A 23,523-nucleotide genomic window follows, 5' to 3' on the forward strand; every position below is an offset into this window, starting at 1 on the left:
CAACGGGTTAAACTAGAAAATAATTATAAAAATTAGTGTTTATAAAAAAATCTTATATACAAAGGACAAATCATGATTGGATTAATTTTAGCTATCCTCATATTTAATGGAATTGCATGGAAAGTAAATAAAAAACTATCTCGAAATCAAATGGTCCATATTTGGTTTTTTACGATTGCCTTCCAGCAAACACATGATTTCATTGTGGAATTTAAATTGGGGGGATACTGGTATTTTAATCCCGGGGTTGATTGGGCAGGGCTCTTGGCTCATACGATATTAATCGCTCCAGTAAATATATTGTTCCTGAATTTTTTCCCTTTTAGGAACAACTTCAATAAAAATTTTCTTTATTTAAGTGCATGGCTTGCCTTTATTATTATTTATGAGATCATTGCTGCTCTACCTGAACCATATGGTTATTTTCACTATGGTTGGTGGAAGTTGCAATATTCCATGGTAGAAGATGTAATACTGTTATTGATTCTATTAGGCTTTTATAAATACATTGTAAGTCTGGAGAAACCCATTGGAGGAATTCAATGAACATACTTGTCACAGGATTTAACGGAAAAGTCGGGAAGGAAGTAGCCAAAAATTTAAAAGCAAAAGGATTATCTATCAAATGCGCAGTGAGGAATGCAGATAGCTTAAAGAGAGAGCAGAATACATATGAATTTGTGTCACTTGATTTTACAAATCCATCCACATTTGATCATGCTTTAAACGAGATAGATAAAATATTTTTGATTTATCCTCCAGGAGCAGATATCAAATTTGAAGAATTCTTAAATGTTGCAAAGCAAAAAAAAGTAAAGCATATTATTTATTTATCTGTTAAAGATGTACAATTCTTGCCCTTTATCCATCATTATAAGAATGAAAAATTAATTAAAAAATCAGGTACTCCATTTACATTCATACGTGCCGGGTATTTTATGCAAAATCTAAATGACTTTCTAGGTGCAGAACTGAGAGAAAATCGGCGAATATTTGTACCTGCTGGGAAAGGTAAGACGAGCTTTGTAGATACTAGGGATCTTGCCGAAGTTGCTTCCATAGCATTTCAAAATACGGAAGAGCATCAAAATAAAAAGTATGTTATCACCGGTGATGAAGCATTGGACTTTTATGAAGTGGCTCAAATGATGACAGATGTGATGCATGTAGATATTCACTATACTAATCCTTCTGTGAAAGAATTTAGAAAATGTATGCTGAAAAAAGGTGCAAAGGAACAATTTATTAATGTGGTCGTCGGTATTCATTTCCCAACTAAACTTGGATTGGCGAAAGGGATTACCAATGAGTATGAAAAACTAACGAAAATAAAGCCCAGGAAAATGAAGAACTACATAATGGACTACCAAGAGGAATGGTTATAAGAAGCTGAGACTGTTTTCCATTTATGTGGATAGTACATGGAACCTATTAGAGCAAAGAGTAAGACACCGTTGTCTTACTCTTTGAATTATCTAAACCACCTAATATACCTTTCCATCACTTTAGGTAGGAAACCTTCAAATAGCTTCTTCCTCCAATAGGCATCTGCTGTACGTTGAACGGCTGCGCTATGATTTGGATATGGATGAATGACATTTGATATGCTACCGAGCTTCTTTTTAAACTGTTTGGAAAACACCGCCTCCTGCATCCAGTCCCCGGCATGTTTTCCAATGGCATGAGCTCCCAAGATATGACCTTTTTTATCCGTGATAATTTTTACAAAACCAGTTGTCTGGTGATCTGTTACGAATCGATCGACTTCGGAAAGGTCCACCTTATAGGCATCATAGTCTAATCCTTGTTCTTTTGCTTCTGCTTCTGTTAAACCCAAATGAAATATTTCCGGTGAAGTGTAGGTGACCCATGGAACGTTTGAATAATCTATTTTTCTTCTTAAACCAATCAGTGCGTTTTGGACGACTAGCTTGCCCTCCATCCCTGCTACATGCGTAAAAGGTAATGTTCCGTTTATATCACCTACAGCATAGATATGAGGGATGTTTGTTTGCAGACGCACATTCACTTTTATATGTCCTCGATCATCTGTTTGTACATTTGCTTTATTTAACTGGAGTTTGTCAGTATTAGGTGTTCTTCCTGTGGCAACCAGTATTTCATCCACTTCAATAGAAATTTCCTGTTCTGCTGTTTCCACTGTTAAATGAACAACTTTCCCGTTGGGTCCAGATTCAATAGATTTGACGTTAGCATTATAGAGAAGCATCATCTCTTTAGAAAGAACATCATTCATAAGTTGCTGTACATCCTCGTCCTCTTTTCCTAGTACACCATCAGATCTCTCAACAACTGTCACGTCACTTCCTAGTCTCGCCATCGCCTGGGCCATCTCGATTCCTATTGGCCCACCGCCTAACACTAATAGCCTTTTGGGCAATTTGGATATGGAAAAAATGGTTTCATTGGTGATAAATCCATTTTCTTTCAAGCCAGGAATTGATGGAACAAATGGCCTTGAACCTGTAGAAATCACAATTCTCTTCCCAACAATAATTTCTCCACTATTAATAATCACTTCATTCTTAGATTGAAAAGCCCCCATTCCAATATAAACATCAACCCCTAGTTTACGAAACCGATCCGCATCATCATGTACTTGAATATGGTCAATGGCTTCCTTCACTTTCTTCATGACAGCTTCCATTCTAATATTCTCAGAAACGTGAACACCAAATTCCTCAAGGGAACGTGCGCTTTTGATGCGGTTTGCAATCTCAATTAAAGCTTTGGATGGCACGCAACCAAAATGTAGACAATCGCCGCCAGGCTGTTCTTCCTTTTCTATTAACGCAACTTTTCCTCCTAAAGAAGCAGCGCCGGCGGCTACCGTTAATCCCCCGGCTCCTCCTCCAATGACAATGAGGTCATACTTTTTCATAAAAACCTTCACCTCTTTTCTTCGGTTTTCGCAAATCCTAATTTAGAACGGACTTTTTTACTTAAAATTAAAGGAAGGACACTTATCAAAATAAAAACAACAACTGCAAAAATAATGATCAATTTATTATCGCCGACAAAACTGGATCCTAGAAAATTGTAAGCAAAAGTACCAGGAATGATCCCAATTACTGTAGCCAAAACAAAATGCGACAGCTTCACCTTGGAAAGCCCCGCCAGGTAACTTATTAGGTCAAAATTGAACAATGGTATTAAGCGAAGAAGTAGCACATAGAAAAATCCATTGACCTCCATTTGTGATTGAACCTTTTTAACTCTCACGTTTGAAGCTTTATTCTTCGTTATATTTTTACCGAATTTCTTCGCAACTAGGAATGCTACAACAGCTCCTAATGTCGCTCCAATAATGGTATATACCGTTCCCCATAAAGCCCCAAAAGCAAGTCCTGCTGCTAAAGAGAGAATAGATGCGGGAAATAAGATAAGTGGGCGAATCGTATACAAAACAATATAGATAACTGGGGCCAATATGCCAAAGGATAGAATCCATTCTCGAATTCCTTCGGGTCTGATATTTAGATAGTTGTGATTGATGAATATCAAGGAACCTACTAAGATAGCCAGTAGTACACCTTTTATCCAATTCTTTTTCGTCATGAAACCCTTCCTTCCGGTATACCTTATCTTCTATTATTAACCCAACGGCACATCAATGAGCAACAAATAAGGTGCAAGAATGAGTTTTATCAGGATTTTAAAGGCTTCCTATTTCCAACCACAATCCCACCTAAAATAAGTGCAACCCCGGCCCATTGGTACATACTAATATGCTCCGATAATACAATTGCTGACATGATAACTGCGACAGGGAGCTCGGAGGCTGTAAGGATTGTTCCAAGACCAGGTCCCACATGCGGCATCCCGATAGAAAAGAGTAATGGGGGAAGCACCACACCAAATACACCTAGAATTAACCCATAAGGAGCTATTCCTACTATGGTTGGAAGATTGACTAAAAACAGAGGAGGAAACAAGATAAAAGTAATAAGCAAGCCCCCGGTGGAAAGAAGTACACTTTTTTGAATCGCAGGGATTTCTTTGCCGATAACCCCACTCAGAAATATAAAAATAGAAAAAGTAAAAGCAGAAAATATTCCCCAAGTCGCACCTTGCCATGAAATGGACTTTATACTTTCTCCCAAAAATCCGGCTGCCAAAACGGATCCCGAAAGTAAGGTCACAATTGATATAATCTTACTTGATGAAGGACGCTTCTTATAGAAAATCCATTCAATTAATGTGCCTATCCAGATAAATTGAAACAAACAAATGATAGCGAGGGATGCTTCGAGTGTTTGCAAGGATTGATAGTAAAGCAATCCTGTTAGTCCCATCGGTATCCCTGCTAACACAATCTTCAAAGTTTGAAGGACATGTAATTTTTTCTTTTCGATAAAAAAAGATACAATCCAAATAATGATAGTACCAACTAACACCTGACTACCTGTAACCTCACTCATGGAATAACCGGCAGCATATGCAAGCTTCACGAATGTAGATAAGATCCCAAGAGAGCAGCCGCCTAAAAATACCATCAACGCATAATGCCAAGTCTTCATTTAATTTACCTTCTTTCAATGATTTGTTTGAAGAAAAATACAAAAAAGCCACACAACTGTCTGAAGACAATCGTGTGGCGAAAATAGAGTTATCTCTAGAAAAATCCACAAGAAACATTTTATTATTAAATTTCTCCACCAAATTATACTGAAATGATCCCTCCTTTTCAATAAAAAATTTCACTTTCAGCACAACACATTAAAAGTTGTTTTTCCATTAATTAAGGAGCAAAGTTAGGAGTAACAGGAAAGGGGACGGAAAATGAATTTTAAAAACTCAATATCAGATACAAAGTTGAAAATGGTCCAATTGGAAAGAGAACTGACGAGGCTAGAAAATTTGAAAAGAGCGGAAGATGTAAATAGTTTACATGACAGACTAAAGTATATAAATAAAGATATCGATGCATTGATTCTTGAAGCGAATAAAAAAACAGGAAGAGTTAGTGATGGAATGATGGTTTGAAGTAGGTTTTCAGACGGCCTTCTAAATTGTGTAAACGTACATAAGTTTTAGTATGACGTGAACATAATGGAGGGACATATGAATACGGAAAATAAAATAAACGAGAAGCTTAAGGAAATGATAAGCACCCTTCTCAGCAAACAATCGGATAATGGTGCTTGGAATTTTTGCTTTGAAGGAAGCATCATGACAGATGCTTATATGATTATTCTAATAAGAACACTTGAAATAACTGATGAGGAAGTATTGGTAAAAGATTTGGTAGAGCGGATAAAATCTAGGCAATCCCCGAACGGAGCCTGGAAAGTGTACCCTGATGAGAACAAAGGAAATTTGAGTGCCACAATAGAGGGGTACTTTTCTTTATTATATTCAGGGTACGTTGGCGAAGAAGCGAGCTATATGCGTAAGGCGGAGCGCTTCATACGCGATAATGGAGGACTTGCAAAAAGTGATTGGTTGACCAAAATGATGCTTGCTTTAACAGGGCAAATTAAATGGCCAAGTATCATTAAAATCATTCCGATTGAAATCATGTTACTACCAAGGTGGTCCCCCATCACCATTTATCAGCTGGTAGGGTATGCACGAGCACACTGGATTCCGATTCTTATCTGCAGTAATCTGAACAAATCGTTCGTTGCACCTCAAACCCCTAACATATCCCATCTTCAAGAAAGATTAATGGATTCTGAAAATGACCGGATTTTGGAAGAAATGCAGAATCTACAACTTTATTTTAAACATGCTCTCAAGAAACTTTCAAAATCACCTGAAATCCTCAAGAAAGAAGCTTTTATCAAAGCGGAAAACTATATTATCGAGAGAATCGAAGAAAATGGAACCATGTATAGTTATTTCAGTGCAAGCTTCTTTATGGTTTTTGCGTTTCTTGCATTAGGCTATGATGCTAATCATCCTCTTATCCGTAACGCCTTTCAAGGGATGAAGTCCTATCTTTGCAGAAATGCTGAACAACCCTTTATTCAAAATTCTCCCTCTACCGTATGGGACACGGCGCTTCTCACTGCTGCTTTACAACAGGCTGGAGTCTCTTATCGACATTCTTCCATCATGAAAGCAAACAACTATCTTTTATCTAGACAGCATCAGAAATACGGTGATTGGGCCGTCAATAACCCTGACGTTATTCCAGGTGGATGGGGCTTTTCGGATATAAACACCTTTGTCCCTGACATTGATGACACGACTGCGGCATTAAGAGCCATCACACCGTTAACGCAAACGAATATTCTATATAAAGAAGCGTGGAACAAGGGGGTAGAGTGGATCCTGTCCATGCAAAATGGTGATGGTGGCTGGTCGGCCTTTGAAAAGAATATGGATAACTATTTATTATCCCTTATCCCTTTTAAATATGAAGACAGGGTACTTTTTGACCCTTCGACAGCTGATTTAACAGGGAGGACTTTATATTTTTTAGGGGAGTATACAACCATTCCTCTGGAGTCTGAAATTTTTCAAACAGCAAAAGAGTGGTTCGAACGCAATCAGGAGGCGAACGGGTCGTGGTATGGAAGATGGGGGAATTGTTATATTTATGGGACATGGGCTGCCATAACAGGCTTGAAGGCTATCGGAGTTTCCAATGATGATCCCATAATCAGTCGTGCAGTGAGATGGCTACTTTCCGTACAAAATGAGGATGGGGGCTGGGGAGAATCCTGTGCAAGTGATATCAAGAAACGCTATATTCCTCTGCCCCACAGCACTCCTTCTCAAACTGCATGGGCGTTAGACGCGCTCATTTCTGCATCTGATAATCCTACGTCCAGAATAGAAGTGGGGATTCACGCACTATTAAATATACTAGAAGCAAATGATGGCAGAAGTAACTATCCTACAGGTGCAGGAATACCAGGCGGGTACTATATACACTACCATAGCTACAAGTATATTTGGCCATTGCAAGCCTTTAGCCACTATAAGAATAAATATGATTTATGAGCAGAATGAGATAAATATGAAAGGTGATTCTAATAAACGGAATCACCTTTTTTCTTTGCTCACACTTTATTCACATTTTTGGAGTAAAATAAGGATTAATAGTTCTATTTAGGAGTGTTACGGATGAAGAATCCTTTTATAATAATCGCCTTAATAATGGCGGTGATGTTAACCGGATGTACAAGCTCTGATATTGTATTGCCAAAAATAGAGAACGATGATTCGGTCATGTATATAAGCCACTTGAAAGAAAATGCTATAACAGCCTTGGACCTTACCACAGGTAGGGAGGAAAAAGTAAGTCTGCCATTCCGATTTTCATCAATTGTTGAAATAAAATCAGGTGTTTATATGGCATCTGTCAAAGAGGAAGAAAGCCTTTATGAAGTTAATATAAAAGAGAATAAAATTTCTCCATACATGGAAATAGAGACTGGAATTCTTGAGCTAAAGTATGATCGCGAAAATGGTCTTCTTTACACGGCAAATGGAAAAACCAACAACATTCAAGTGATAGATATTGAGAAGAAAGAGGTTCTCAAAGAAGTTAGAGTGGGAGAGTATCCGTCCAAAATGGTACACCATGGAGAACGTTTGTATGTGCTTGCTTCTAAGAGCGGGGAAATAAATGTGATGGACACTTCTACCAACAACATTATGAACTCGTTTTCGGTGAATGAGAGACCGGAAGGGTTGCACTTTGATGGGAAGAATATATGGACAGGCGGGCATGGTGCTACCGGTGAATTGAATGAAAAAGTATTTGCTTATGACCCGGAAACCGGCGAAGAGGTAAAAATCGTGACAACCGGTCTAATGCCAATCCAGATTTCGCAAGTGAACGGAGATTCTTTTATTTATGTGCTAAGCCATGGGGACCACAGCCTAACGAAATTCAACGCAGACACTTATGAAGTGGAAAAGAAAATAAATGTCGGGGATAACCCGAGCTTTATGATTGCGGATGGGAAAAATTTATACGTGTCAAGCCTTGATGGCGACGAGGTCTTCGTACTAGATAAAGATAGCTTGGATGTTTTAGACAAGTATGCCATAGCGAACGGTCCTTACCTTTTATTTAAAGGAGGCGTTGGAGAATGAAAAATTCCTTTCAAATATTAGTGGTGGATGATGAAGCGGATATGCGAGAAATGCTCGGGATGTATCTTCATAACGAGAACTACCAAGTACTCCATGCGGAAAACGGAGAAGAAGCGATGGATATGCTTTATGACCATGAGGTGGACCTGATTATCCTTGATGTGATGATGCCAGAGATGGATGGCTTTACTGCCTGTAAAAAAATACGCGAAAGGTACATGATGCCAATCCTGATGTTGACAGCTAAAAGTGACGAGTTGGACAAAGTCAGAGGCTTGAAGCTTGGAGCAGATGATTATGTGATGAAGCCTTTTAGCCCTAAGGAGCTTTTAGCCAGGGTGGAGGCATTGCTCCGCCGTTCTAATCAAGCATTCTTTGATGTGGTCTCGCATAGGGAGATAACGGTTCAGAAAAGTGCTAGGCAAGTGCATGTCGGAGGGGAACGGGTGAACCTTGCTCGAAGGGAATATGATCTTTTACTTTTTTTGATGGAACATGAAGGGAAAGTATTTTCAAGAGAACAGCTTCATGATGTCATCTGGGGTTTGGATACGGAAAAGGGCTCATTTCGTACAGTGGATACACATGTGAAGACGTTGCGATTTAAGCTTAAGGATGCAGGAGCGAAAATAAAAACGGTATGGGGCATCGGTTATAAATTTGAGGCTGAGGAAACATGAAGTCATTATCCATACGCAACAAAATTTGGCTGACCATCATTTCCGTATCCGTCTTGACCATCATTCTCGTGGTGGTCGTTTCCTATTACTTGTATCAAACATTGTATATAGAAAAACAGACAGAAACTCTGTTAAAACAAGGGCAATTCCTGGAACAATCCTACTATGAGAATAACCCGGGTGATTTTTCAGAAAGGTTAGACTGGTTAGAAGGTAGCACGGAAACCTCGGTTATATTTACGGATGACCAGATGCAATTGGCAAGTGGTGCACCTTTCGACTCTTTCGCGGACGAAAATCTAATCACCTTTTCCGAAAGACAGGACTTATTAAAAGGGAAAACGCTGACCTTCACGAAATTCCACACCGGACTGAACCAAGAAATCAGTGCAGTTGTCATTCCATTAAGTATGGAGGATAGGTTGGAAGCCGTTATTTTTCTATATATTCCTTTAACCGCCATCACTGAGGCCTTTGAGCCAATCAGGAATTTCCTAATTGTGGGAGTGTTCCTGGTGATTATTCTTCTGATCTTAGTTGGAACGAAAATGACAAATAGGATTGTACAACCAATTAAGCAGATGGAAAAAGTGGCAAAAGATATTGCACAAGGGGATTTCTCTAAAAGGTTATCCTTAACAGGCGAGGATGAAATGGCAAGCCTTGGAAGATCCATTAATACCATGACATCCAATCTTGATGAAGTCGACAGAAACAGACGTGAATTCTTAGGTAATGTATCCCACGAATTAAGGACGCCAATTAGCTATCTTAAAGGGTACAGTGAGGCGTTGGATGAAGGAATTATTTCAATAGAAAAGTTTGCAAAAACTGTCAAGAAAGAAACGGATAGAATGGATCGCCTTGTTCATGATCTTTTGGATCTTGCTCAGTTAGAGGGAGACTCGTATCCAATGAACAAGGAACCGGTCATACTGGCTGAACTGGTAAAAGAAGTGCTGGACCGTTTTCGCTTAAAGCTGGATGACAAGAATCTTATTGCGGAGGTCCAACTTGATGAAGGGGTTGTCGTGAATGGCGATTACGGGAGACTCGATCAAGTAATTGATAACCTATTGAGCAATGCTATCAAATTTTCTGCTAATAATAGGACGATTAGAATTTCTGTCGTGGAAGTAAAAACGATGGGTATCCTTAAATTGGAGGATGAAGGAATAGGAATTCCAGAAGAGGATGTTCCCTATATTTTTGAAAGGTTTTACCGAGTCGAAAAAGCCCGGACTAGAAAAAGTGGCGGAACCGGCCTTGGCCTCTCCATTGTTCAGCAGATCATTAATAAGCATGAGGGCAGGATTCATATTGATTCAAAGCGTGAAAAAGGCACCGTAGTGACAGTGGAAATTCCGTTGTTCCATTTTTATTAATTCCTTCATTCTTTTTTCACAATTGCCCGTCAGAATATAAGCATACGAAGAAAAATTGAAGGAGTATGCTTATGGAAAATACAACGAATCAAGATAAGAGCAAAAATCAGACCAGGAATGGCCTCTACCAAACCATGTGGAGATGGCACTTTTATGCTGGGATCATTTTTGCTCCTTTTTTAATCATCTTGGCTTTCAGTGGTGCTGTTTACTTATTTAAGCCTCAGATTGAGTCCTATATGTATAAAGGTCTTTACTATGTAGAAGAGACAAAGGAAACACGGTTGTCCGTCAACACTCAAGCTGAAAAGATACGAGAGGAGTATCCTAATGCATCCATTAGCGGAGTGTCCGTTTTTGATGAGGAAGACCGTACAACTAAGTTTATTACCATGCAAGATGGTCAACCTGTGAGTGTTTTCGTTGATGGATACACTGGAAATGTCATGGGCGCTCTACCAGTTGAAAAGGAGTTTATGACCATTTTTAAGAAGTTGCATAGCGAACTGATTGTCGGTGGGACAGTTGCCAACCGTTTAGTCGAGCTTGCTGCTTGTTGGGCCATCATTCTTATTTTAACAGGACTGTATATTTGGTGGCCGCGAAACCGGGCTTCCATTTGGGGAACCGTCCTTCCGAGATTAAGAAGTAAAGGCCGCGTGTTTTGGCGTGATATGCATGCAGTCCCAGCATTCTGGCTGTCCATTGGCCTTTTGGTGTTAATTTTGACAGGGCTCCCATGGTCCGGAGTCATGGGAGAGCAAATCAACCGATTGGCAACAGCGACAAATACTGGTTATCCAGCATTCTCTTTCAGTTTTGGACCAAAACCTGAATCGGTTACAGTGACAAAGGATGTTGCTGAAGATGTCCCATGGGCTGCAGAAAATGTTCCAGTACCTTCATCGTCAACTAATCAATATGTGCCATTAACCTTAAATGACGCGGCAGGCATTGCGGAGATGAAAAATATCCAAAAACCATACACTATTTCCTTGCCACAAGGGGAAAGCGGTGTATTTACCATTGCTACATCTCATTCCAGACCGTTTGATAATGCTACTTTGCATGTTGATCAATATAGTGGTGCGGTGCTGACAGATGTCAGATATGAGGATTATGGATTAATGGGGAAAGCAATAACGCTTGGAATCGCCCTTCATGAAGGGAAACTATTCGGATTGGCTAATCAACTATTGGGGCTGCTCCTTTGTGTGGGTCTGATAGGAATGATGGTAAGCTCTCTTGTTATGTGGAGAAAAAGAAAACCCAAAAACGGGTTGGGAGCTCCAGGTCAAAATGTAGATATCAAAATAAAAAGAGCAGTAACCATTATCATGCTACTTTTGGGACTTGTCATGCCGTTGGTGGGAATCTCCATTATTGTGGTGCTTTTATTAGATAAGCTTGTATTTGTAAGAATTAAACGTTTAAAATCCTGGTTAGGGTAAGAAAGAAAGGTGTGTTAGAAATGAAGAAATTACTGCTAGTGGTTGTTCCGTTCTTATTATTGTTGGTAGGGTGTACTAGTGCATCTGAGGAGAAAACTTCGTTGGAAGTCGTGGAGGTTGAAATAAAACTTCCTGAAAACGTGAAGGAAGAAGAGGAAGTAGTGGTTAAGACCTTAGTAACGCAGGGCGAGGAAAAAGTGGAAGATGCTAAAGAAGTGCAGATTGAGATTTGGAATGTGGAGAATGGAAAAGAAAACAGTGTCCTTCTTGATGCAGAGCATGTTGGTGATGGAGTTTATGAAGTGAAACATTCTTTTGATGAGAGGGGAGTCTATCGAGTTCAGTCCCATGTGACCGCTCGTGACATGCATGTGATGCCTACTAAGCAATTGGTTGTGGGGGATCTAAGTCAGGAAGAGGTTGATGCTATCATTGAAAGTGAAGCGGAAGAAGAGAATCATGATAGCGGGGATCATGGGGAGCACGGGAGTCATCACTAAAAGGTAGAGAAAATTAGTTCAGTTGAGAGAAAGAGTGGATTGACTCTTTCTTCTTGACCGGGCTTTTTTTTGTTGACTGAGGTAGGATTGGCTGTTAAAAAGAGAAATGGATGGTACTGTCATTGGTCACGGCGGAAGAGGCGTCTGCTTATAACTGGACTAGGACGTTAAGTGAGGGTTCTAATGGTACGGATGTAAGAGAAGTGCAGATCCGGGTAGCAGGCTGGGCAGCTGATTCACCGCAACAAACAGTAGTCAGTGTGGATGGTCAGTTTGGACCGGGTACGAAAGCTGCGGTCATCCGATTTCAACGTGCTTACGGATTGACGGCAGATGGGGTAGTTGGACCGCAAACACAAGCAAAGTTAAATGAATTAGAATCACCAAACGGAACGAAACACTTCAGTTATAGCGAATTTTATTCTAAAGACGGAAGCGGGTTCAACGGCGGTAATGTTTCGGCAACAACCGTACGCGAAAATGTACGTCGTATGATGTACAAGCTTGAGGCGATCCGAGTGAAAATTGGAAACCGCCCAATGAATGTCAACTCCGGTTTTAGAAGCATCTCTCACAACCGCAATGTTGGCGGAGCTTCCAACAGCCAGCACACCTATGGGATTGCTGCAGACATCAGCGTATCCGGTGTGAGCACTACCACTGTACGCAATGCTGCGAAAAGTTCAGGATTTAGCGGCATCTACAGCGAAGGCAGCTTTACGCATATGGATAGCCGAGTGGAATATCCGTATGGTACACAGTCTTGGTGGTGGGAATAAATCTATAAAGATTCAAAAAGAGGACATATCCAGATATCGGATATGTCCTCATTTTATTCTACATCTACAAGTGGTATGTAAAGTTCTGATGAAATAAAATTCTCTTCTAATAGTATATATGGGTGTGTTTCGAATAAAATTGTTTGAAGTTGTATCGGCATTTGCTCTGCTTCATATGCACAGATTAATGGGAAGGATAGGCTTATCACTTTTTCATCTGCAGTTCGCTCAATATCTTCTATTAAATGTAGTGGATCCCCTACTGAAGCCCATTCTACGTGTGCCCATGTTCGAAATGAGAGGTTTTTGTCTAGATAAGGTTGAACCGTTTTATTAAAGTATTCTAATATTGCAGGGGGTTGATAACTGCCATTTGTAAAATAGAAATCGAAGTTGTTGACCCGGTGTAAAAATTTAAACTGCTCAAATGTTAACCTGCTACTCAACTCTCTATGAATCAATCGATAATTACGCTCATTTTCAATTAGAATCACATAATCTCCAGCCATTATGCCATTCAACACAAAATCTACAACTGTACTTATGTAATTCTTTAACCCAACATAAGGATACAGAACATGAACACTTCTCTGCTCCTCAAACAGTTGATACATCTTGCTATGCAATCGGACCACCCCTTAGATTGGCATCATTTAGTAATATATATTTTACTTGATATAAGGATCGAAAGCGAAATAATTATTTCTATTAAATATAAATATTAGAGAAGGATTTTGGAACCACTTTATGGAAATTTATAGAGTGAAATTCTGAGGAATAAAAGAGGGGAAAAACATTTATGCCATTTGCAATTATCGTATTGGTTTTATTCATAGGTGTAGGTATCATACTGAGCCGTAAATATGAAAATAGAGCATTAATCATTTGGGGACTTATAACCATGCTTTCCATTGCTCCATTTTTCAGCTGGATTGTTGCCATGCTTGTTGCGGTAAGTGTAGGAGATGGATTTGCGGGAGTAGCGGTTATGTGGTTGATGTTCCCGTTATTGTTTTTAATAGGAGTGGGGATGGTTGGTGCTGGGGTGTATAAGAAGGTGACGGGGGAGAATCTTTAAGGGGATTGAATGCAAGGGAGGACGATAAAATGAAAAATATTGATAAAAGAAACCGTTTGGATGAATCACCTTTCAGCTACCGCATCTCAAAGGACAATACCATCTTCCTGGATTATGAAAACCGACAAGTAAAAATCCTTAAAGGAAAAGAAGCGAATAAATTCCTTGAGCGGATGGAAGCTGCGGATGATGATAAAGCTAAGCAATTGATAATGGCAAAAATAACCAGAAATTTTAAAAGAGGCAATGAGAAAAGTGCAAACTCTGATAAACAAAATAATTTCATGGGGTCGTGAGGAGATAACTCGTAAACGCATAAATCCCGGCCTTTTTTTCTGAATAGTGTGATATAGTAATATTTGTAAAGGTATAAACAGCATCGGGAGCAGTTCCGGTGCTTTTCTTTTATGTGTAGAAAGAGAAAAGGGTGGTCATATGTCTACTTGGAAGTACCCCCTCTTATTGATTGCCGGAATCGGCATTTCTTATTTGGGGAGCTGGATTTACTTAATTGCACTAAATATCTCAATCTTGAACATGACAGGTTCAGCAGCCGCCGTTGCGGGGTTATACATAATCAGGCCAATAGCCATTTTACTAACCAATACGTGGGCCGGAAGTGTCATTGACAGGGTTAATAAAAGAAAGTTGATGATCTGGGTGGATATTGCCCGTGGGGGATTGGTATTTCTCATACCTTTCATTGATTCTCTTTGGACTATCTACTTTATATTGCTAGTTATCAATATGGTCGGGGCATTTTTTGGACCGAGTTCCTCTGTATACATAACGAAACTTATTCCGGTCAACGAACGTAAAAGATTCAACTCACTCATGAGCATGACAAGCTCTGGCGCGTTCCTTTTGGGCCCGGCCATAGCCGGGTTCCTCATCATGTATGTGAGTACCGACATATGTATTTTAATCAACGCAGTGACGTTCTTAGTTTGTGCATTCTTCATTTTCTTGCTGCCGGATGTGGATGAGAAGGTTAAAAACAAACGAGAACCCATTCGCCTACAAACTCTATTGGGGGATTGGAACATTGTCAAAGACTTTTCAATGAAAGCAAAATTTTTCATCACTGTTTATCTCCTGTTCCAATCAGCTATGTTACTTGGATTTGCTTTGGATTCGCAAGAGGTGACTTTTATCAAACAAGTCCTGGAATTGTCCGACCGTGATTATGGATTAATCGTAAGTTTAACGGGACTTGGGGCCTTGGGCGGTGCGTTTGTGTCGGCACTAGTCGCCAAAAAAGTAGCATTAAAAGTTTATTTAGGAGTTGGAATGCTTCTGACCTCTGCAGGATATGTGGCCTTTTATGCCTCTTACGACTTTTTTACTGCAACGGCTGCCTTTGTTTTCCTCGGCTTCTTTATGGCATTTGCCAATGCAGGGTACGCGACATTTTTCCAAAACACTGTTCCTGTTGACATCATGGGGAGATTCGCGAGTATAACAGAAATGTTCCAAGGTATGGTACAAATAGCACTTACCTTACTCCTTGGATTTGCAGCTGAGGTGTTCTCCTTGCAATTTGTTTGCCTGATATTTTCAGGTGTTTCCACCGCTTTTGCATTGATTTTGTTAATTTCCATTTTTAGACCGTCGAAAGCAAGCTATTTTAAGGAAGAAGTTTCTGTTTAAAGGGGGATTATATTGACTAATTTGTATTTCATTAGGCATGCACACTCAATTTACACTCCTGATGAATTGGAGCGGCCCTTATCTGAAAAAGGTAAAAAGGATGCTGTAAGAATACTAGCTATGATTCAACCGGACAATATTGATGTGGTAGTTTCCAGTCCTTATAAAAGAGCTGTCCAAACAGTAGAAGGTGTGGCTCAGCACTACAATCTGGAGATTGAGATTTTTGAAGACTTGAAAGAACGCACATTGACAGTTAAGCCTGCCGAAGACTTCAAAGCTGCCATCACGAAAGCTTGGGAGGAACCAAACTTCGCATGGGAGGGTGGGGAATCCAATATGGCGGCGCAGGCTAGAGGTGTGAGGGTCATCCAACACCTATTGAAAAAGTACGAAGATGAAAACGTGGCAATCGGAACGCACGGAAACATAATGGTGTTAATTATGAACTATTTTGACAAGCAGTATGATTTCTCGTTTTGGAATGGGTTGGATATGCCGGATATCTATAAGATAACTTTTGATGGAGATCTGTTGGTTGGGGTAAGGCGGTTGTGGGAACAGTAGATGGAGGAAGGTGTGGGGGATATATGTTATTACATACAGAGGTTTTTGGAGATGGAGAACCAATCGTTTTTTTACATACAGGCTTGCAGACAGGGATGACTGATTTTGAGGAGCAGCGGGAGTATTTCCAGTCGGAATTTAAAGTGATATTGCCGGACTTAAGAGGTCATGGGAAATCCACTTCACAAGAGCTATCTAACTATTATGAGGATAGTGCTGCTGATTTAAAGGACACGCTTGATCACTTAGGAGTGGAATCTGCTCATATAGTTGGCTGTTCCATTGGTGCTTTGGTTGGGCTATTCTTTGCGAAAAGATTTCCTGAAAAGGTGAAGACCTTGACACTTTCTGGGATGATGGCGGAGAAACCTGCTAATTGGTCTGAAATACATCTGAATATGGTGGAACAGCAAAATAGTCTTTTAGAGAATGAACAAGTAGGAGCCTACTTTGACCAGCTTCATGGTGATGGATGGAGAGAGTTTATCAATTTGGCTAGGCAAGAAGATTCCTGTCCATTTGAGGAAACAGCCGATTTGGGTGGGCTTGAGACGCCAACATTGTTAATGGTAGGAGAAGGGAACGCGAATGAAACGAAAGCTGCCGTCATTGTTCCAAAGTTAAATAAGCAAATCCACGTATCAGTCTTACCATTTGCCGGACATCTTGTACATTCCGAGCAGCCGGAGGTCTATAACCAGATTTTAAACGGGTTTTTGAAGAAATATAGTGTGGTTGGTGTAGAAAGTTAGTTGAAATGAGGCTATAAGTACAAACGGAATACCTCTTCCTGGTAAGGCAGCAGGGTGCTAGGATGATATATCAAGAAATCTGGGAATATATCAAGAATTCAACCAAGAGGGTGTGAAAGAGTGGTGAAATCTACCAGAACTGAGTGCTTGCCTATTCAATTAAGAGCCCTTCAAATTGAAGATTTCCCTGTGGTGGAAAAGTGGAGCAAAGATCATGCGTTCTGCCTCGCAAACGGCTGGGAAACCGGTAGAAGCAAGGATGAATTTTTTTCATGGTGGCATAATTGTGTGCATAACCACTCCCATAACTTTCTTAGATTAGGAATCGAATTTGAGTCAAAGTTGATTGGCTATGCAGATTTGGCAAACATCAATACTATTAGCGCAGAGATTGGCATAGCCATAGGAGAAAGCAAGGCGTGGGGACGCGGGTTCGGTACGGCAGCTTTGAAGCAATTAATGATTTATGCAACCGAGAAGTATGGTACTCAAGTTTTTGATGCAGAAACGCATAAAACCAACATACGCTCTAAAAATATGTTAGAGAAACTAGGATTCACTGAGATAAGTAGAATCGGGTCCGAGGAATACATGGGAAAAGATAATCAATTAATTCAATACCAATATAACAAGGAGGAATATACAATGGTACAAAAAGAAAGAGTGACACCAAAACACATCATTTCGGCAGCGACAGTTGTTTTGAATGACAAGAATGAAGTTCTTTTAATAAAAGGACCACGCCGTGGATGGGAGATGCCTGGCGGACAAGTGGAAGAGGGAGAATCCCTGAAGGATGCTGCCATCAGGGAAACGAAGGAGGAGTCGGGGATCGACGTGGAAATCGTGAAATTCTGTGGCGTTTTCCAAAATGTCAGTGGCTCCATTTGTAACACGCTTTTCCTAGCTAGAGCGATTGGTGGCACTCCGACTACTTCACCGGAGAGTCTGGAAGTTGGTTTTTACCCAGTAGAGCAGGCATTGGAAATGGTGACTTATAAGAATTTTAGAGAGCGAATTGAATATTGTTTAAAGGAAGAAATGAACCCTTTTTACATAGAGTTTAATTAACTGGAGTGATCACGATGAAACCAATTCAACATGAAGAAATACCGGCTGAAATAAAAGAGTATGTAAGCAACATTCATTCCATCACCTTCCCCCGTCAAGGATGTACATCTGATGTTGGCATCATTCAAAGTGACAACGGTGGATATGCACTAAAACGTACTAAGACACCACAATTCAATGCGTGGCTTAAGAAAGAGATAATGGTATTAAGATACTTAAATCAGGAAACCTCTTTGCCCGTTCCAAAGGTTGAAAAATTTGTAGAGATAGACGGCCAATCTTGGGCTTTATTAGAGTTTCTAGAAGGGGAAACAGTAAGGGCTGCTCTAACCAAAACCCATCATAAAGGGGAGAGAGAAGAGTTGTTAATTAACTTCGGCAAAGTCGTTTATGATGTCCATGCTACCCCGTGTCCGGAAGGTTTAAAGAACCAGAAAATTTGGTTGGATGATATGCTGGATCAAGCCGCATACAATCTTCTAAACTACGAGGTGGATGGTTCGGAAGACTTGTTGGAACAAATCAAAGAAAACCGACCTAATAATATGAAGCATTGCCTTATCCATGGCGACTTGACTGTTGATAATGTATTAGTACATAACGGAGTGGTTACAGGAATTATTGATTGGAGCGGTGGAGCATATGGTGATCCTAGGTACGATATTTCTTTAGCTATTAGACCGAAACCAGATGTGTTTGAATGGGAGAGGGACAAGAAAAGTTTTTTTGAAGGGTATGGAGGTAGCATCCTTACTGAAGGGGATTACGACTATTTTCTTAATCTATATGAGTACTTTTAAAAGTGAGGAGTGTACAATGAACCTAGGCGAGCCAATTGCATCTGGCAACACGGCCAACATCTATTTTTATGAAAATACAATCATCAAAATCTTTAAGGATCATCTACCAGATACCGAACCTGAATATGAAGCTCGTAAACAAAGGGTTGCCTATGGAAGTGGCCTCCGGGTTCCCAACATAATCGATGTCAAAAAAGTAAATGGAAAACAGGCAATTATCATGGAATATGTCGACGGAAAAACGCTAGGTGAACTCGTGACAGAGAACATGGCGCAAGTAGAGTCCTTCCTGCAAAAGTCCGTGGATATTCAAATTGATATTCATACGGTGCTTGCGGAGTCGTTAGAACCCATGCGTAACAAACTCCACCGGCAAATAGAAGCAGTTGAAGGATTGGATGAGCAAGTAAAAACGTCATTGCTAATGAAATTGGAATCTATGGACGTGGAAAACAGACTCTGCCACGGGGACTTTCACCTTTATAACTTAATAAAATCTGGTGAAGAGGTTTTCATCATTGATTGGGTCGATGCAAGTGCCGGGGATCCGCGGACAGATGTATGCCGTACATATATTCTTTATACCCAAGTTTCTGTTGAAATGGCCGAATTGTATTTGAAACTATATTGCGAGAAAAGTGGTCGGGGTAGAAAAGAAATACTGGAATGGGCACCGATTATCGCGGCAGCAAGGCTTTCTGAAAATGTCGCCACAGAAGATTCAAATAGGCTGATGAAATACATAAGTAATGGAGGAGAATAATCATGAATCAAGCATCTTTAGAGTACTGGAATAATTATTGGAAAGGTCAAGAAAAGCCGGAAAGAGTGACGGCTTGGCAGTTCGGTGGGAGTCCGGACTACCTCGCGCAATTAGTGATAGATGGGGTAAAGAAAGCAACCTGTTCTGGTCATGTTTTTTATGAAGTGGAGAATGAACCTCTACCAACAACAGAAGATTACAGTGTTGTTTTAAACAGTAAAGACGAACCTGTTGCCATTATTAAAACGGTGGACGTGCAGATTATGCCGATGAACGAAGTACCGGAAGAATTTGCAATTTCAGAGGGAGAAGGAGACCGTACATACAAGTATTGGTGGGACGCGCATGAGCGCTTTTTTACAAAAGAGCTGCGTGAAATAGGTAGGGAGTTTTCTGAGGATATGCTTTTAGTTTGTGAGCGTTTTGAAGTGGTGGATGTTAAAAGATAAAAAATGGGGTGGTCACGTGGATGTCAAATATTATTGTGATGGTGAGTTAATCTATGAAACTCACACATCTGACTTGAGCGGACTTATGATGGCGATTGAAAAATCAAACAGTATTCATTTCGAGAATGATGCCTATACTTTTGACGCTTTTTTCTTAAATCATTATGAACAAGATGGAATCTGGTTTGAGGAGCTGGTGGTTTATTTGGTGAAGTGAAAAAAACACACGAGATAGCAAACTCGTGTGTTTTTTGGTTAGTAACTTTTAGCACCAATATATTTGTCCTTCCAGTAGGAACTTCCGATTTCACTTATTTTAACGCCTTCTGTAGATGATGCGTGGATAAACTCGCCACTACCGATATAAAGTCCTGCATGACTCGGCCCGTTTCCTTCAATATCAAAGAAAACAATATCACCAACAGCTGGCGACTCGGCTTTCGTTCCTTCTGCATAGATGTCTTTTACCGTTCGTGGTAGGTCTTTATTTTCTGCTTCATCAAAGATATAATTTAAGTATCCACTGCAGTCAAAGCCTTCTTCAGGTGTTTCCCCACCCCACTGATAAGGTGTACCCTCATACTTCTTCGCAACTTCAACGATATTTGACTCGTTACTTTCAATGCCCAGGGCTTCAAATGTTTCCTCTCCGGCAATACCATTCACCGTGATTCCATTATCAGCTTGAAACTTTTTCACGGCATCTGTTGTATATTCACCATAATAGGTAGTGGTTTCTGAATAACCGAAATATCCTTTATCGTCCAGGACTTGTTGTAGTTCTTTTACATCTTCATGATACATTCCAGGTTTGAGCGTTTGATCTCCAAGCTCCGCATGACCTATCACCGGATTAAATGCCAATACACCTGCTAATGCTAACCCTGCTGTTAATCGCTTCAAACAATCATCCCCTCATCTATGTAATCTGACCTGTCCCATATTAACAGGCGGAGATGACAACGGGATTTTATAGGGGTTACACTGGGATAACAATTTGTGGGGTGGAATGTAATATTTACTACTATTACAAATGTAGGTTGGAATATTCCCAACAAATAATGATAGTAATAAACCTTTCCACAGTGTAAAATTATTTTACTAACCAAGTAAAAGTACGTATTAAATATTCAGAATATTAATAACACTATAAAAGAGGTTGATGTTAGTTGACGATGGATACAAGAGATTTAACTGTTAAGGAACAGACTATTTTCCCTCATGTTGGCAATAAAATAAAAACAGAAGATAGAGAGATTGCGATCATTGCCCGATTCGAAGAGCCGCTTGTCGTTGTGCTTGCAAATGTACTTAGCGATGAGGAATGTGATGCGCTGATTCAACTTTCTAAGGATAAGATGAAGCGTTCGAAAGTTTCTAATGGCCTTGAAGTGGATGCGATTAGGACAAGCAGCAGTACTTTTTTCCAAGAAGGCGAAAATGAGCTTGTTGCTAGGATTGAAAAAAGAGTTTCGCAGATTATGAATGTGCCTGTGGAACACGGAGAAGGCTTGCAAATATTGAACTATCAAGTTGGCCAGGAATATAAGGCGCATTTTGACTTTTTTAAGTCTTCAAACAAGCCGGTAAGCAATCCTCGAATCAGCACGCTTGTCATGTACCTGAATGATGTGGAAGAAGGCGGGGAAACGTATTTTCCTAAGCTGAAATTATCTGTATCTCCACAAAAGGGAATGGCTGTATATTTCGAGTATTTTTACGATGACCAGGAACTGAATGAATTGACCTTACATGGTGGCTCGCCGGTTGTGGTTGGGGATAAATGGGCGGCAACTCAGTGGATGAGAAGAAAGAAATACTAGATTTGGGGACGCTAATCTCTTGGGAGGTTGGCGTTATTTGCATTTATAAGTAAAAATGGGGCGTCCTTGAGATTTTATTTTCCGTTACACGAGTTTTATTTTCCGAAACTCACACTTTATTTTCCGTTACGAAAATATACGAGCCGCACCATGTGATTTATTTTCCGATTCAAAGATTTACGAGCAGTTCGACAAACTCTCTGAAATTCTGACACAACCTCCCCGAAACATATCCCCCAACCAATACGTCATATACATAAATAGAAAAGGACTGATTCCTAATGGATTACATAAAACACCTAAGATCAATGGTAGGAAACGAAAAAGTAATTATGGTGGTTGCTGGAGCATTTGTTTTTGACGCAGATGAAAGGCTGCTCCTTCAACAACGTACAGATAATGGACAGTGGGGGCTGCCAGGCGGCTTCATGGAGCTTGGTGAAAATATAAGTGATACTGCCAGAAGAGAAGTCTATGAAGAAACTGGTCTTCAACTAGAACAACTAGAGCTTTTCGGGATTTACTCAGGGCCTGAGCACGATAAGACATTTGAAAACGGAGACCAAGTCTCACTAGTGCTAATAATATTTACCTGTAAGCAATACAAAGGGGACTTCATCAAAGTAATGATGAGTCACTAAAAAATGAATTTTTCCATCTACATAGCTTACCAGAAAATATCTTCACTGAGCATCGTGTATTGATTGATGATCTTCTGACAAAACAGAACCGCCCTATCGTTAAATAAAGGAGAGGTGGACACTAAATGCCTATATCAGATTATTACCGTAAGTTACGTGAGAAGGTGGGGACCGACCTTCTACTTCTCCCCAGTGTTGCAGCAGTCATCAGAAATGAAAACTCGGAAATATTGTTTCAGTATCCTAGAAACAGTGATGTCTGGAGTTTGCCAGCAGGTGCCATCGAGCCTGGAGAGTCCCCAGCTGAAGCAGTAGTGAGAGAAGTATGGGAAGAGACAGGGCTAACCATTAAGCCACTCAGTATCATTGGTGTTTTTGGAGGGAAGGAATTCCGCCACACCTATGCAAATGGAGATCAGGTGGAATATCAAGTAACAGTATATGAGTGCAAAATAGTCAATGGTACTTTGGAAGCGGTGGATGGGGAGTCAGAGATATTAAAGTATTTTATAGAAGACAACATTCCAAAGCTTGTGTTGCCATACCCAGAATGGATCTTTAGAAAGAAGGAGTAAAAGGTATGCAAAAATTCTACATAGCATCAAGCTTCACAAATATAAACAAGGTACGAGAAGTAAGTAGCATACTCAAAAACAATGGCTTCATCCAAACCTATGATTGGACCCAAAACGAGCGCGCTGCCACCTTGGAAAATCTAAAGGACATCGGGTCCAAGGAACTTTCAGCGGTGTCAGAAGCAGACTTTCTCATCGTCTTACTACCTGCGGGAAAAGGGAGTCATATAGAATTTGGGATTGCCCTTGGTCAAGGAAAGAAAATATATTTGTTTTCAGAGAATGATGATATAGATAACTTTCAAATTACAAGCACTTTTTATCACCTAGACAGCGTGGAGAAGATTATGGGGACTATTGAAGACCTTGTGAAGAGAGTGAGTCAAGAAAAGGAGTGAACCAACATGCAAGATTTCATCATCATTCTCGTTATTCTCAGCATTATTACTAGCCCAATCCTATACTTTCAAATAGGGAAAAAGA

At 40.1% G+C, this 23,523-nt stretch carries 29 protein-coding genes and 1 pseudogene; 25 read left to right on the forward strand and 5 right to left on the reverse strand.

What is annotated here, in order from left to right:
* Positions 1 to 72 precede the first annotated feature (72 nt).
* Both B4U37_RS04735 and B4U37_RS04740 read left to right on the forward strand, forming a co-directional pair.
* Positions 73 to 546, forward strand: a complete 474-nt coding sequence (locus tag B4U37_RS04735) for a hypothetical protein (RefSeq protein ID WP_088017310.1) — start codon at positions 73 to 75, stop codon at positions 544 to 546.
* Positions 543 to 1,385 (forward strand): SDR family oxidoreductase, encoded by an 843-nt coding sequence (locus B4U37_RS04740; RefSeq protein ID WP_088017311.1) that lies wholly within the window; start codon positions 543 to 545, stop codon positions 1,383 to 1,385. Before B4U37_RS04735 ends, B4U37_RS04740 begins: the two co-directional genes overlap by 4 nt.
* 86 nt (positions 1,386 to 1,471) lie before the next feature.
* On the opposite strand, the gene B4U37_RS04745 is transcribed toward B4U37_RS04740, so the two are convergent.
* The 3 genes from B4U37_RS04745 to B4U37_RS04755 all read right to left on the reverse strand — a co-directional run bounded on the left by B4U37_RS04745 (position 1,472) and on the right by B4U37_RS04755 (position 4,541).
* The gene (locus B4U37_RS04745) at positions 1,472 to 2,902 is read right to left on the reverse strand and encodes a dihydrolipoyl dehydrogenase family protein (RefSeq protein WP_088017312.1); all 1,431 of its coding nucleotides are present in this window, start codon (positions 2,900 to 2,902) and stop codon (positions 1,472 to 1,474) included.
* A gap of 8 nt (positions 2,903 to 2,910) precedes the next feature.
* The gene (locus tag B4U37_RS04750; protein WP_088017313.1) at positions 2,911 to 3,579 is read right to left on the reverse strand and encodes a TVP38/TMEM64 family protein; all 669 of its coding nucleotides are present in this window, start codon (positions 3,577 to 3,579) and stop codon (positions 2,911 to 2,913) included.
* Between the two features lie 89 nt (positions 3,580 to 3,668).
* Positions 3,669 to 4,541 carry an EamA family transporter gene (locus B4U37_RS04755; protein ID WP_088017314.1) on the reverse strand — a complete coding sequence of 291 codons (873 nt, stop codon included), beginning with the start codon at positions 4,539 to 4,541 and terminating at the stop codon, positions 3,669 to 3,671.
* A gap of 262 nt (positions 4,542 to 4,803) precedes the next feature.
* Here B4U37_RS04755 and B4U37_RS04760 point away from each other — a divergent pair, with 262 nt between their 5' ends.
* From B4U37_RS04760 to B4U37_RS04795, 8 genes are all read left to right on the forward strand, one after another.
* Entirely contained in the window at positions 4,804 to 5,007 is a 204-nt protein-coding gene (locus B4U37_RS04760; RefSeq protein ID WP_088017315.1) for a hypothetical protein, read from the forward strand.
* Positions 5,008 to 5,085: 78 nt separating this feature from the next.
* On the forward strand, positions 5,086 to 6,975 hold the full coding sequence (gene shc, locus B4U37_RS04765) for a squalene--hopene cyclase (RefSeq protein ID WP_088017316.1): 1,890 nt from the start codon (positions 5,086 to 5,088) through the stop codon (positions 6,973 to 6,975).
* Between the two features lie 123 nt (positions 6,976 to 7,098).
* The gene (locus B4U37_RS04770) at positions 7,099 to 8,076 is read left to right on the forward strand and encodes a YncE family protein (protein WP_088017317.1); all 978 of its coding nucleotides are present in this window, start codon (positions 7,099 to 7,101) and stop codon (positions 8,074 to 8,076) included.
* Positions 8,073 to 8,756: a response regulator transcription factor gene (locus B4U37_RS04775; protein ID WP_088017318.1), complete on the forward strand. Its 684-nt coding sequence runs from the start codon at positions 8,073 to 8,075 to the stop codon at positions 8,754 to 8,756. The genes B4U37_RS04770 and B4U37_RS04775 overlap by 4 nt, the downstream gene beginning before the upstream one ends.
* Positions 8,753 to 10,141, forward strand: coding sequence for a sensor histidine kinase (locus B4U37_RS04780; protein WP_088017319.1), 1,389 nt, complete (start codon positions 8,753 to 8,755; stop codon positions 10,139 to 10,141). Before B4U37_RS04775 ends, B4U37_RS04780 begins: the two co-directional genes overlap by 4 nt.
* Positions 10,142 to 10,212: 71 nt before the next feature.
* Complete coding sequence (locus B4U37_RS04785; RefSeq protein WP_088017320.1) at positions 10,213 to 11,592, forward strand: PepSY-associated TM helix domain-containing protein; 1,380 nt, start codon at positions 10,213 to 10,215, stop codon at positions 11,590 to 11,592.
* Positions 11,593 to 11,612: 20 nt separating this feature from the next.
* The gene (locus tag B4U37_RS04790; RefSeq protein ID WP_088017321.1) at positions 11,613 to 12,092 is read left to right on the forward strand and encodes a FixH family protein; all 480 of its coding nucleotides are present in this window, start codon (positions 11,613 to 11,615) and stop codon (positions 12,090 to 12,092) included.
* Between the two features lie 110 nt (positions 12,093 to 12,202).
* Positions 12,203 to 12,871 carry a D-Ala-D-Ala carboxypeptidase family metallohydrolase gene (locus tag B4U37_RS04795; protein WP_088017322.1) on the forward strand — a complete coding sequence of 223 codons (669 nt, stop codon included), beginning with the start codon at positions 12,203 to 12,205 and terminating at the stop codon, positions 12,869 to 12,871.
* Positions 12,872 to 12,924: 53 nt separating this feature from the next.
* Here the strand turns inward: B4U37_RS04795 and B4U37_RS04800 are convergent, their stop codons facing one another.
* Positions 12,925 to 13,506, reverse strand: a complete 582-nt coding sequence (locus B4U37_RS04800; protein ID WP_342746493.1) for an MEDS domain-containing protein — start codon at positions 13,504 to 13,506, stop codon at positions 12,925 to 12,927.
* 164 nt (positions 13,507 to 13,670) lie between these two features.
* Here B4U37_RS04800 and B4U37_RS04805 point away from each other — a divergent pair, with 164 nt between their 5' ends.
* The 11 genes and pseudogenes from B4U37_RS04805 (at position 13,671) to B4U37_RS04855 (ending at position 20,218) form a co-directional block, all read left to right on the forward strand.
* On the forward strand, positions 13,671 to 13,949 hold the full coding sequence (locus B4U37_RS04805) for a hypothetical protein (protein WP_088017324.1): 279 nt from the start codon (positions 13,671 to 13,673) through the stop codon (positions 13,947 to 13,949).
* 29 nt (positions 13,950 to 13,978) lie between these two features.
* The gene (locus tag B4U37_RS04810) at positions 13,979 to 14,245 is read left to right on the forward strand and encodes a hypothetical protein (RefSeq protein ID WP_088017325.1); all 267 of its coding nucleotides are present in this window, start codon (positions 13,979 to 13,981) and stop codon (positions 14,243 to 14,245) included.
* A 139-nt stretch (positions 14,246 to 14,384) separates the two neighbouring features.
* A complete protein-coding gene (locus B4U37_RS04815; protein ID WP_088017326.1) occupies positions 14,385 to 15,599 on the forward strand; it encodes an MFS transporter in 1,215 nt (404 codons plus the stop codon).
* Positions 15,600 to 15,611: 12 nt separating this feature from the next.
* A complete protein-coding gene (locus tag B4U37_RS04820; RefSeq protein ID WP_088017327.1) occupies positions 15,612 to 16,166 on the forward strand; it encodes a histidine phosphatase family protein in 555 nt (184 codons plus the stop codon).
* Between the two features lie 23 nt (positions 16,167 to 16,189).
* Positions 16,190 to 16,918: an alpha/beta fold hydrolase gene (locus B4U37_RS04825; protein WP_088017328.1), complete on the forward strand. Its 729-nt coding sequence runs from the start codon at positions 16,190 to 16,192 to the stop codon at positions 16,916 to 16,918.
* Positions 16,919 to 17,110: 192 nt separating this feature from the next.
* Positions 17,111 to 17,419: pseudogene (locus tag B4U37_RS22340) on the forward strand (GNAT family N-acetyltransferase); the annotation flags it as partial.
* Between the two features lie 144 nt (positions 17,420 to 17,563).
* A complete protein-coding gene (locus B4U37_RS04835; RefSeq protein WP_088020154.1) occupies positions 17,564 to 17,989 on the forward strand; it encodes an NUDIX hydrolase in 426 nt (141 codons plus the stop codon).
* 14 nt (positions 17,990 to 18,003) lie between these two features.
* Positions 18,004 to 18,789 carry a phosphotransferase family protein gene (locus B4U37_RS04840; protein ID WP_088017329.1) on the forward strand — a complete coding sequence of 262 codons (786 nt, stop codon included), beginning with the start codon at positions 18,004 to 18,006 and terminating at the stop codon, positions 18,787 to 18,789.
* Positions 18,725 to 19,552 carry a phosphotransferase family protein gene (locus B4U37_RS04845; protein ID WP_342746494.1) on the forward strand — a complete coding sequence of 276 codons (828 nt, stop codon included), beginning with the start codon at positions 18,725 to 18,727 and terminating at the stop codon, positions 19,550 to 19,552. The genes B4U37_RS04840 and B4U37_RS04845 overlap by 65 nt, the downstream gene beginning before the upstream one ends.
* A gap of 2 nt (positions 19,553 to 19,554) precedes the next feature.
* A complete protein-coding gene (locus tag B4U37_RS04850) occupies positions 19,555 to 20,001 on the forward strand; it encodes an ASCH domain-containing protein (RefSeq protein ID WP_088017331.1) in 447 nt (148 codons plus the stop codon).
* A gap of 16 nt (positions 20,002 to 20,017) precedes the next feature.
* A complete protein-coding gene (locus tag B4U37_RS04855; RefSeq protein WP_010198799.1) occupies positions 20,018 to 20,218 on the forward strand; it encodes a hypothetical protein in 201 nt (66 codons plus the stop codon).
* Positions 20,219 to 20,256: 38 nt separating this feature from the next.
* Here the strand turns inward: B4U37_RS04855 and B4U37_RS04860 are convergent, their stop codons facing one another.
* Entirely contained in the window at positions 20,257 to 20,904 is a 648-nt protein-coding gene (locus B4U37_RS04860) for a C40 family peptidase (RefSeq protein WP_088017333.1), read from the reverse strand.
* Between the two features lie 272 nt (positions 20,905 to 21,176).
* On the opposite strand from B4U37_RS04860, the gene B4U37_RS04865 reads away from it, so the two are divergent.
* The 4 genes from B4U37_RS04865 (at position 21,177) to B4U37_RS04880 (ending at position 23,438) form a co-directional block, all read left to right on the forward strand.
* Positions 21,177 to 21,824 carry a 2OG-Fe(II) oxygenase gene (locus B4U37_RS04865; RefSeq protein WP_088020156.1) on the forward strand — a complete coding sequence of 216 codons (648 nt, stop codon included), beginning with the start codon at positions 21,177 to 21,179 and terminating at the stop codon, positions 21,822 to 21,824.
* A 281-nt stretch (positions 21,825 to 22,105) separates the two neighbouring features.
* Positions 22,106 to 22,465, forward strand: a complete 360-nt coding sequence (locus B4U37_RS04870; RefSeq protein ID WP_088017334.1) for an NUDIX hydrolase — start codon at positions 22,106 to 22,108, stop codon at positions 22,463 to 22,465.
* Positions 22,466 to 22,590: 125 nt separating this feature from the next.
* Positions 22,591 to 23,040, forward strand: coding sequence for an NUDIX domain-containing protein (locus B4U37_RS04875; protein WP_088017335.1), 450 nt, complete (start codon positions 22,591 to 22,593; stop codon positions 23,038 to 23,040).
* Between the two features lie 5 nt (positions 23,041 to 23,045).
* Entirely contained in the window at positions 23,046 to 23,438 is a 393-nt protein-coding gene (locus B4U37_RS04880; RefSeq protein ID WP_088017336.1) for a nucleoside 2-deoxyribosyltransferase, read from the forward strand.
* Positions 23,439 to 23,523: the final 85 nt, after the last annotated feature.

It is taken from the genome of Sutcliffiella horikoshii, from assembly GCF_002157855.1.
GTDB classification, from domain to species: domain Bacteria; phylum Bacillota; class Bacilli; order Bacillales; family Bacillaceae_I; genus Sutcliffiella_A; species Sutcliffiella_A horikoshii_C.

Coding starts and splice junctions, on each gene's coding strand:
- B4U37_RS04735 (WP_088017310.1), top strand. CDS start 73: ATGATTGGATTAATTTTAGCTATCCTCATATTTAATGGAATTGCATGG.
- B4U37_RS04740 (WP_088017311.1), top strand. CDS start 543: ATGAACATACTTGTCACAGGATTTAACGGAAAAGTCGGGAAGGAAGTA.
- B4U37_RS04745 (WP_088017312.1), bottom strand. CDS start 2,902: ATGAAAAAGTATGACCTCATTGTCATTGGAGGAGGAGCCGGGGGATTA.
- B4U37_RS04750 (WP_088017313.1), bottom strand. CDS start 3,579: ATGACGAAAAAGAATTGGATAAAAGGTGTACTACTGGCTATCTTAGTA.
- B4U37_RS04755 (WP_088017314.1), bottom strand. CDS start 4,541: ATGAAGACTTGGCATTATGCGTTGATGGTATTTTTAGGCGGCTGCTCT.
- B4U37_RS04760 (WP_088017315.1), top strand. CDS start 4,804: ATGAATTTTAAAAACTCAATATCAGATACAAAGTTGAAAATGGTCCAA.
- shc (WP_088017316.1), top strand. CDS start 5,086: ATGAATACGGAAAATAAAATAAACGAGAAGCTTAAGGAAATGATAAGC.
- B4U37_RS04770 (WP_088017317.1), top strand. CDS start 7,099: ATGAAGAATCCTTTTATAATAATCGCCTTAATAATGGCGGTGATGTTA.
- B4U37_RS04775 (WP_088017318.1), top strand. CDS start 8,073: ATGAAAAATTCCTTTCAAATATTAGTGGTGGATGATGAAGCGGATATG.
- B4U37_RS04780 (WP_088017319.1), top strand. CDS start 8,753: ATGAAGTCATTATCCATACGCAACAAAATTTGGCTGACCATCATTTCC.
- B4U37_RS04785 (WP_088017320.1), top strand. CDS start 10,213: ATGGAAAATACAACGAATCAAGATAAGAGCAAAAATCAGACCAGGAAT.
- B4U37_RS04790 (WP_088017321.1), top strand. CDS start 11,613: ATGAAGAAATTACTGCTAGTGGTTGTTCCGTTCTTATTATTGTTGGTA.
- B4U37_RS04795 (WP_088017322.1), top strand. CDS start 12,203: ATGGTACTGTCATTGGTCACGGCGGAAGAGGCGTCTGCTTATAACTGG.
- B4U37_RS04805 (WP_088017324.1), top strand. CDS start 13,671: ATGCCATTTGCAATTATCGTATTGGTTTTATTCATAGGTGTAGGTATC.
- B4U37_RS04810 (WP_088017325.1), top strand. CDS start 13,979: ATGAAAAATATTGATAAAAGAAACCGTTTGGATGAATCACCTTTCAGC.
- B4U37_RS04815 (WP_088017326.1), top strand. CDS start 14,385: ATGTCTACTTGGAAGTACCCCCTCTTATTGATTGCCGGAATCGGCATT.
- B4U37_RS04825 (WP_088017328.1), top strand. CDS start 16,190: ATGTTATTACATACAGAGGTTTTTGGAGATGGAGAACCAATCGTTTTT.
- B4U37_RS04835 (WP_088020154.1), top strand. CDS start 17,564: ATGGTACAAAAAGAAAGAGTGACACCAAAACACATCATTTCGGCAGCG.
- B4U37_RS04840 (WP_088017329.1), top strand. CDS start 18,004: ATGAAACCAATTCAACATGAAGAAATACCGGCTGAAATAAAAGAGTAT.
- B4U37_RS04845 (WP_342746494.1), top strand. CDS start 18,725: ATGGAGGTAGCATCCTTACTGAAGGGGATTACGACTATTTTCTTAATC.
- B4U37_RS04850 (WP_088017331.1), top strand. CDS start 19,555: ATGAATCAAGCATCTTTAGAGTACTGGAATAATTATTGGAAAGGTCAA.
- B4U37_RS04865 (WP_088020156.1), top strand. CDS start 21,177: ATGGATACAAGAGATTTAACTGTTAAGGAACAGACTATTTTCCCTCAT.
- B4U37_RS04870 (WP_088017334.1), top strand. CDS start 22,106: ATGGATTACATAAAACACCTAAGATCAATGGTAGGAAACGAAAAAGTA.
- B4U37_RS04875 (WP_088017335.1), top strand. CDS start 22,591: ATGCCTATATCAGATTATTACCGTAAGTTACGTGAGAAGGTGGGGACC.
- B4U37_RS04880 (WP_088017336.1), top strand. CDS start 23,046: ATGCAAAAATTCTACATAGCATCAAGCTTCACAAATATAAACAAGGTA.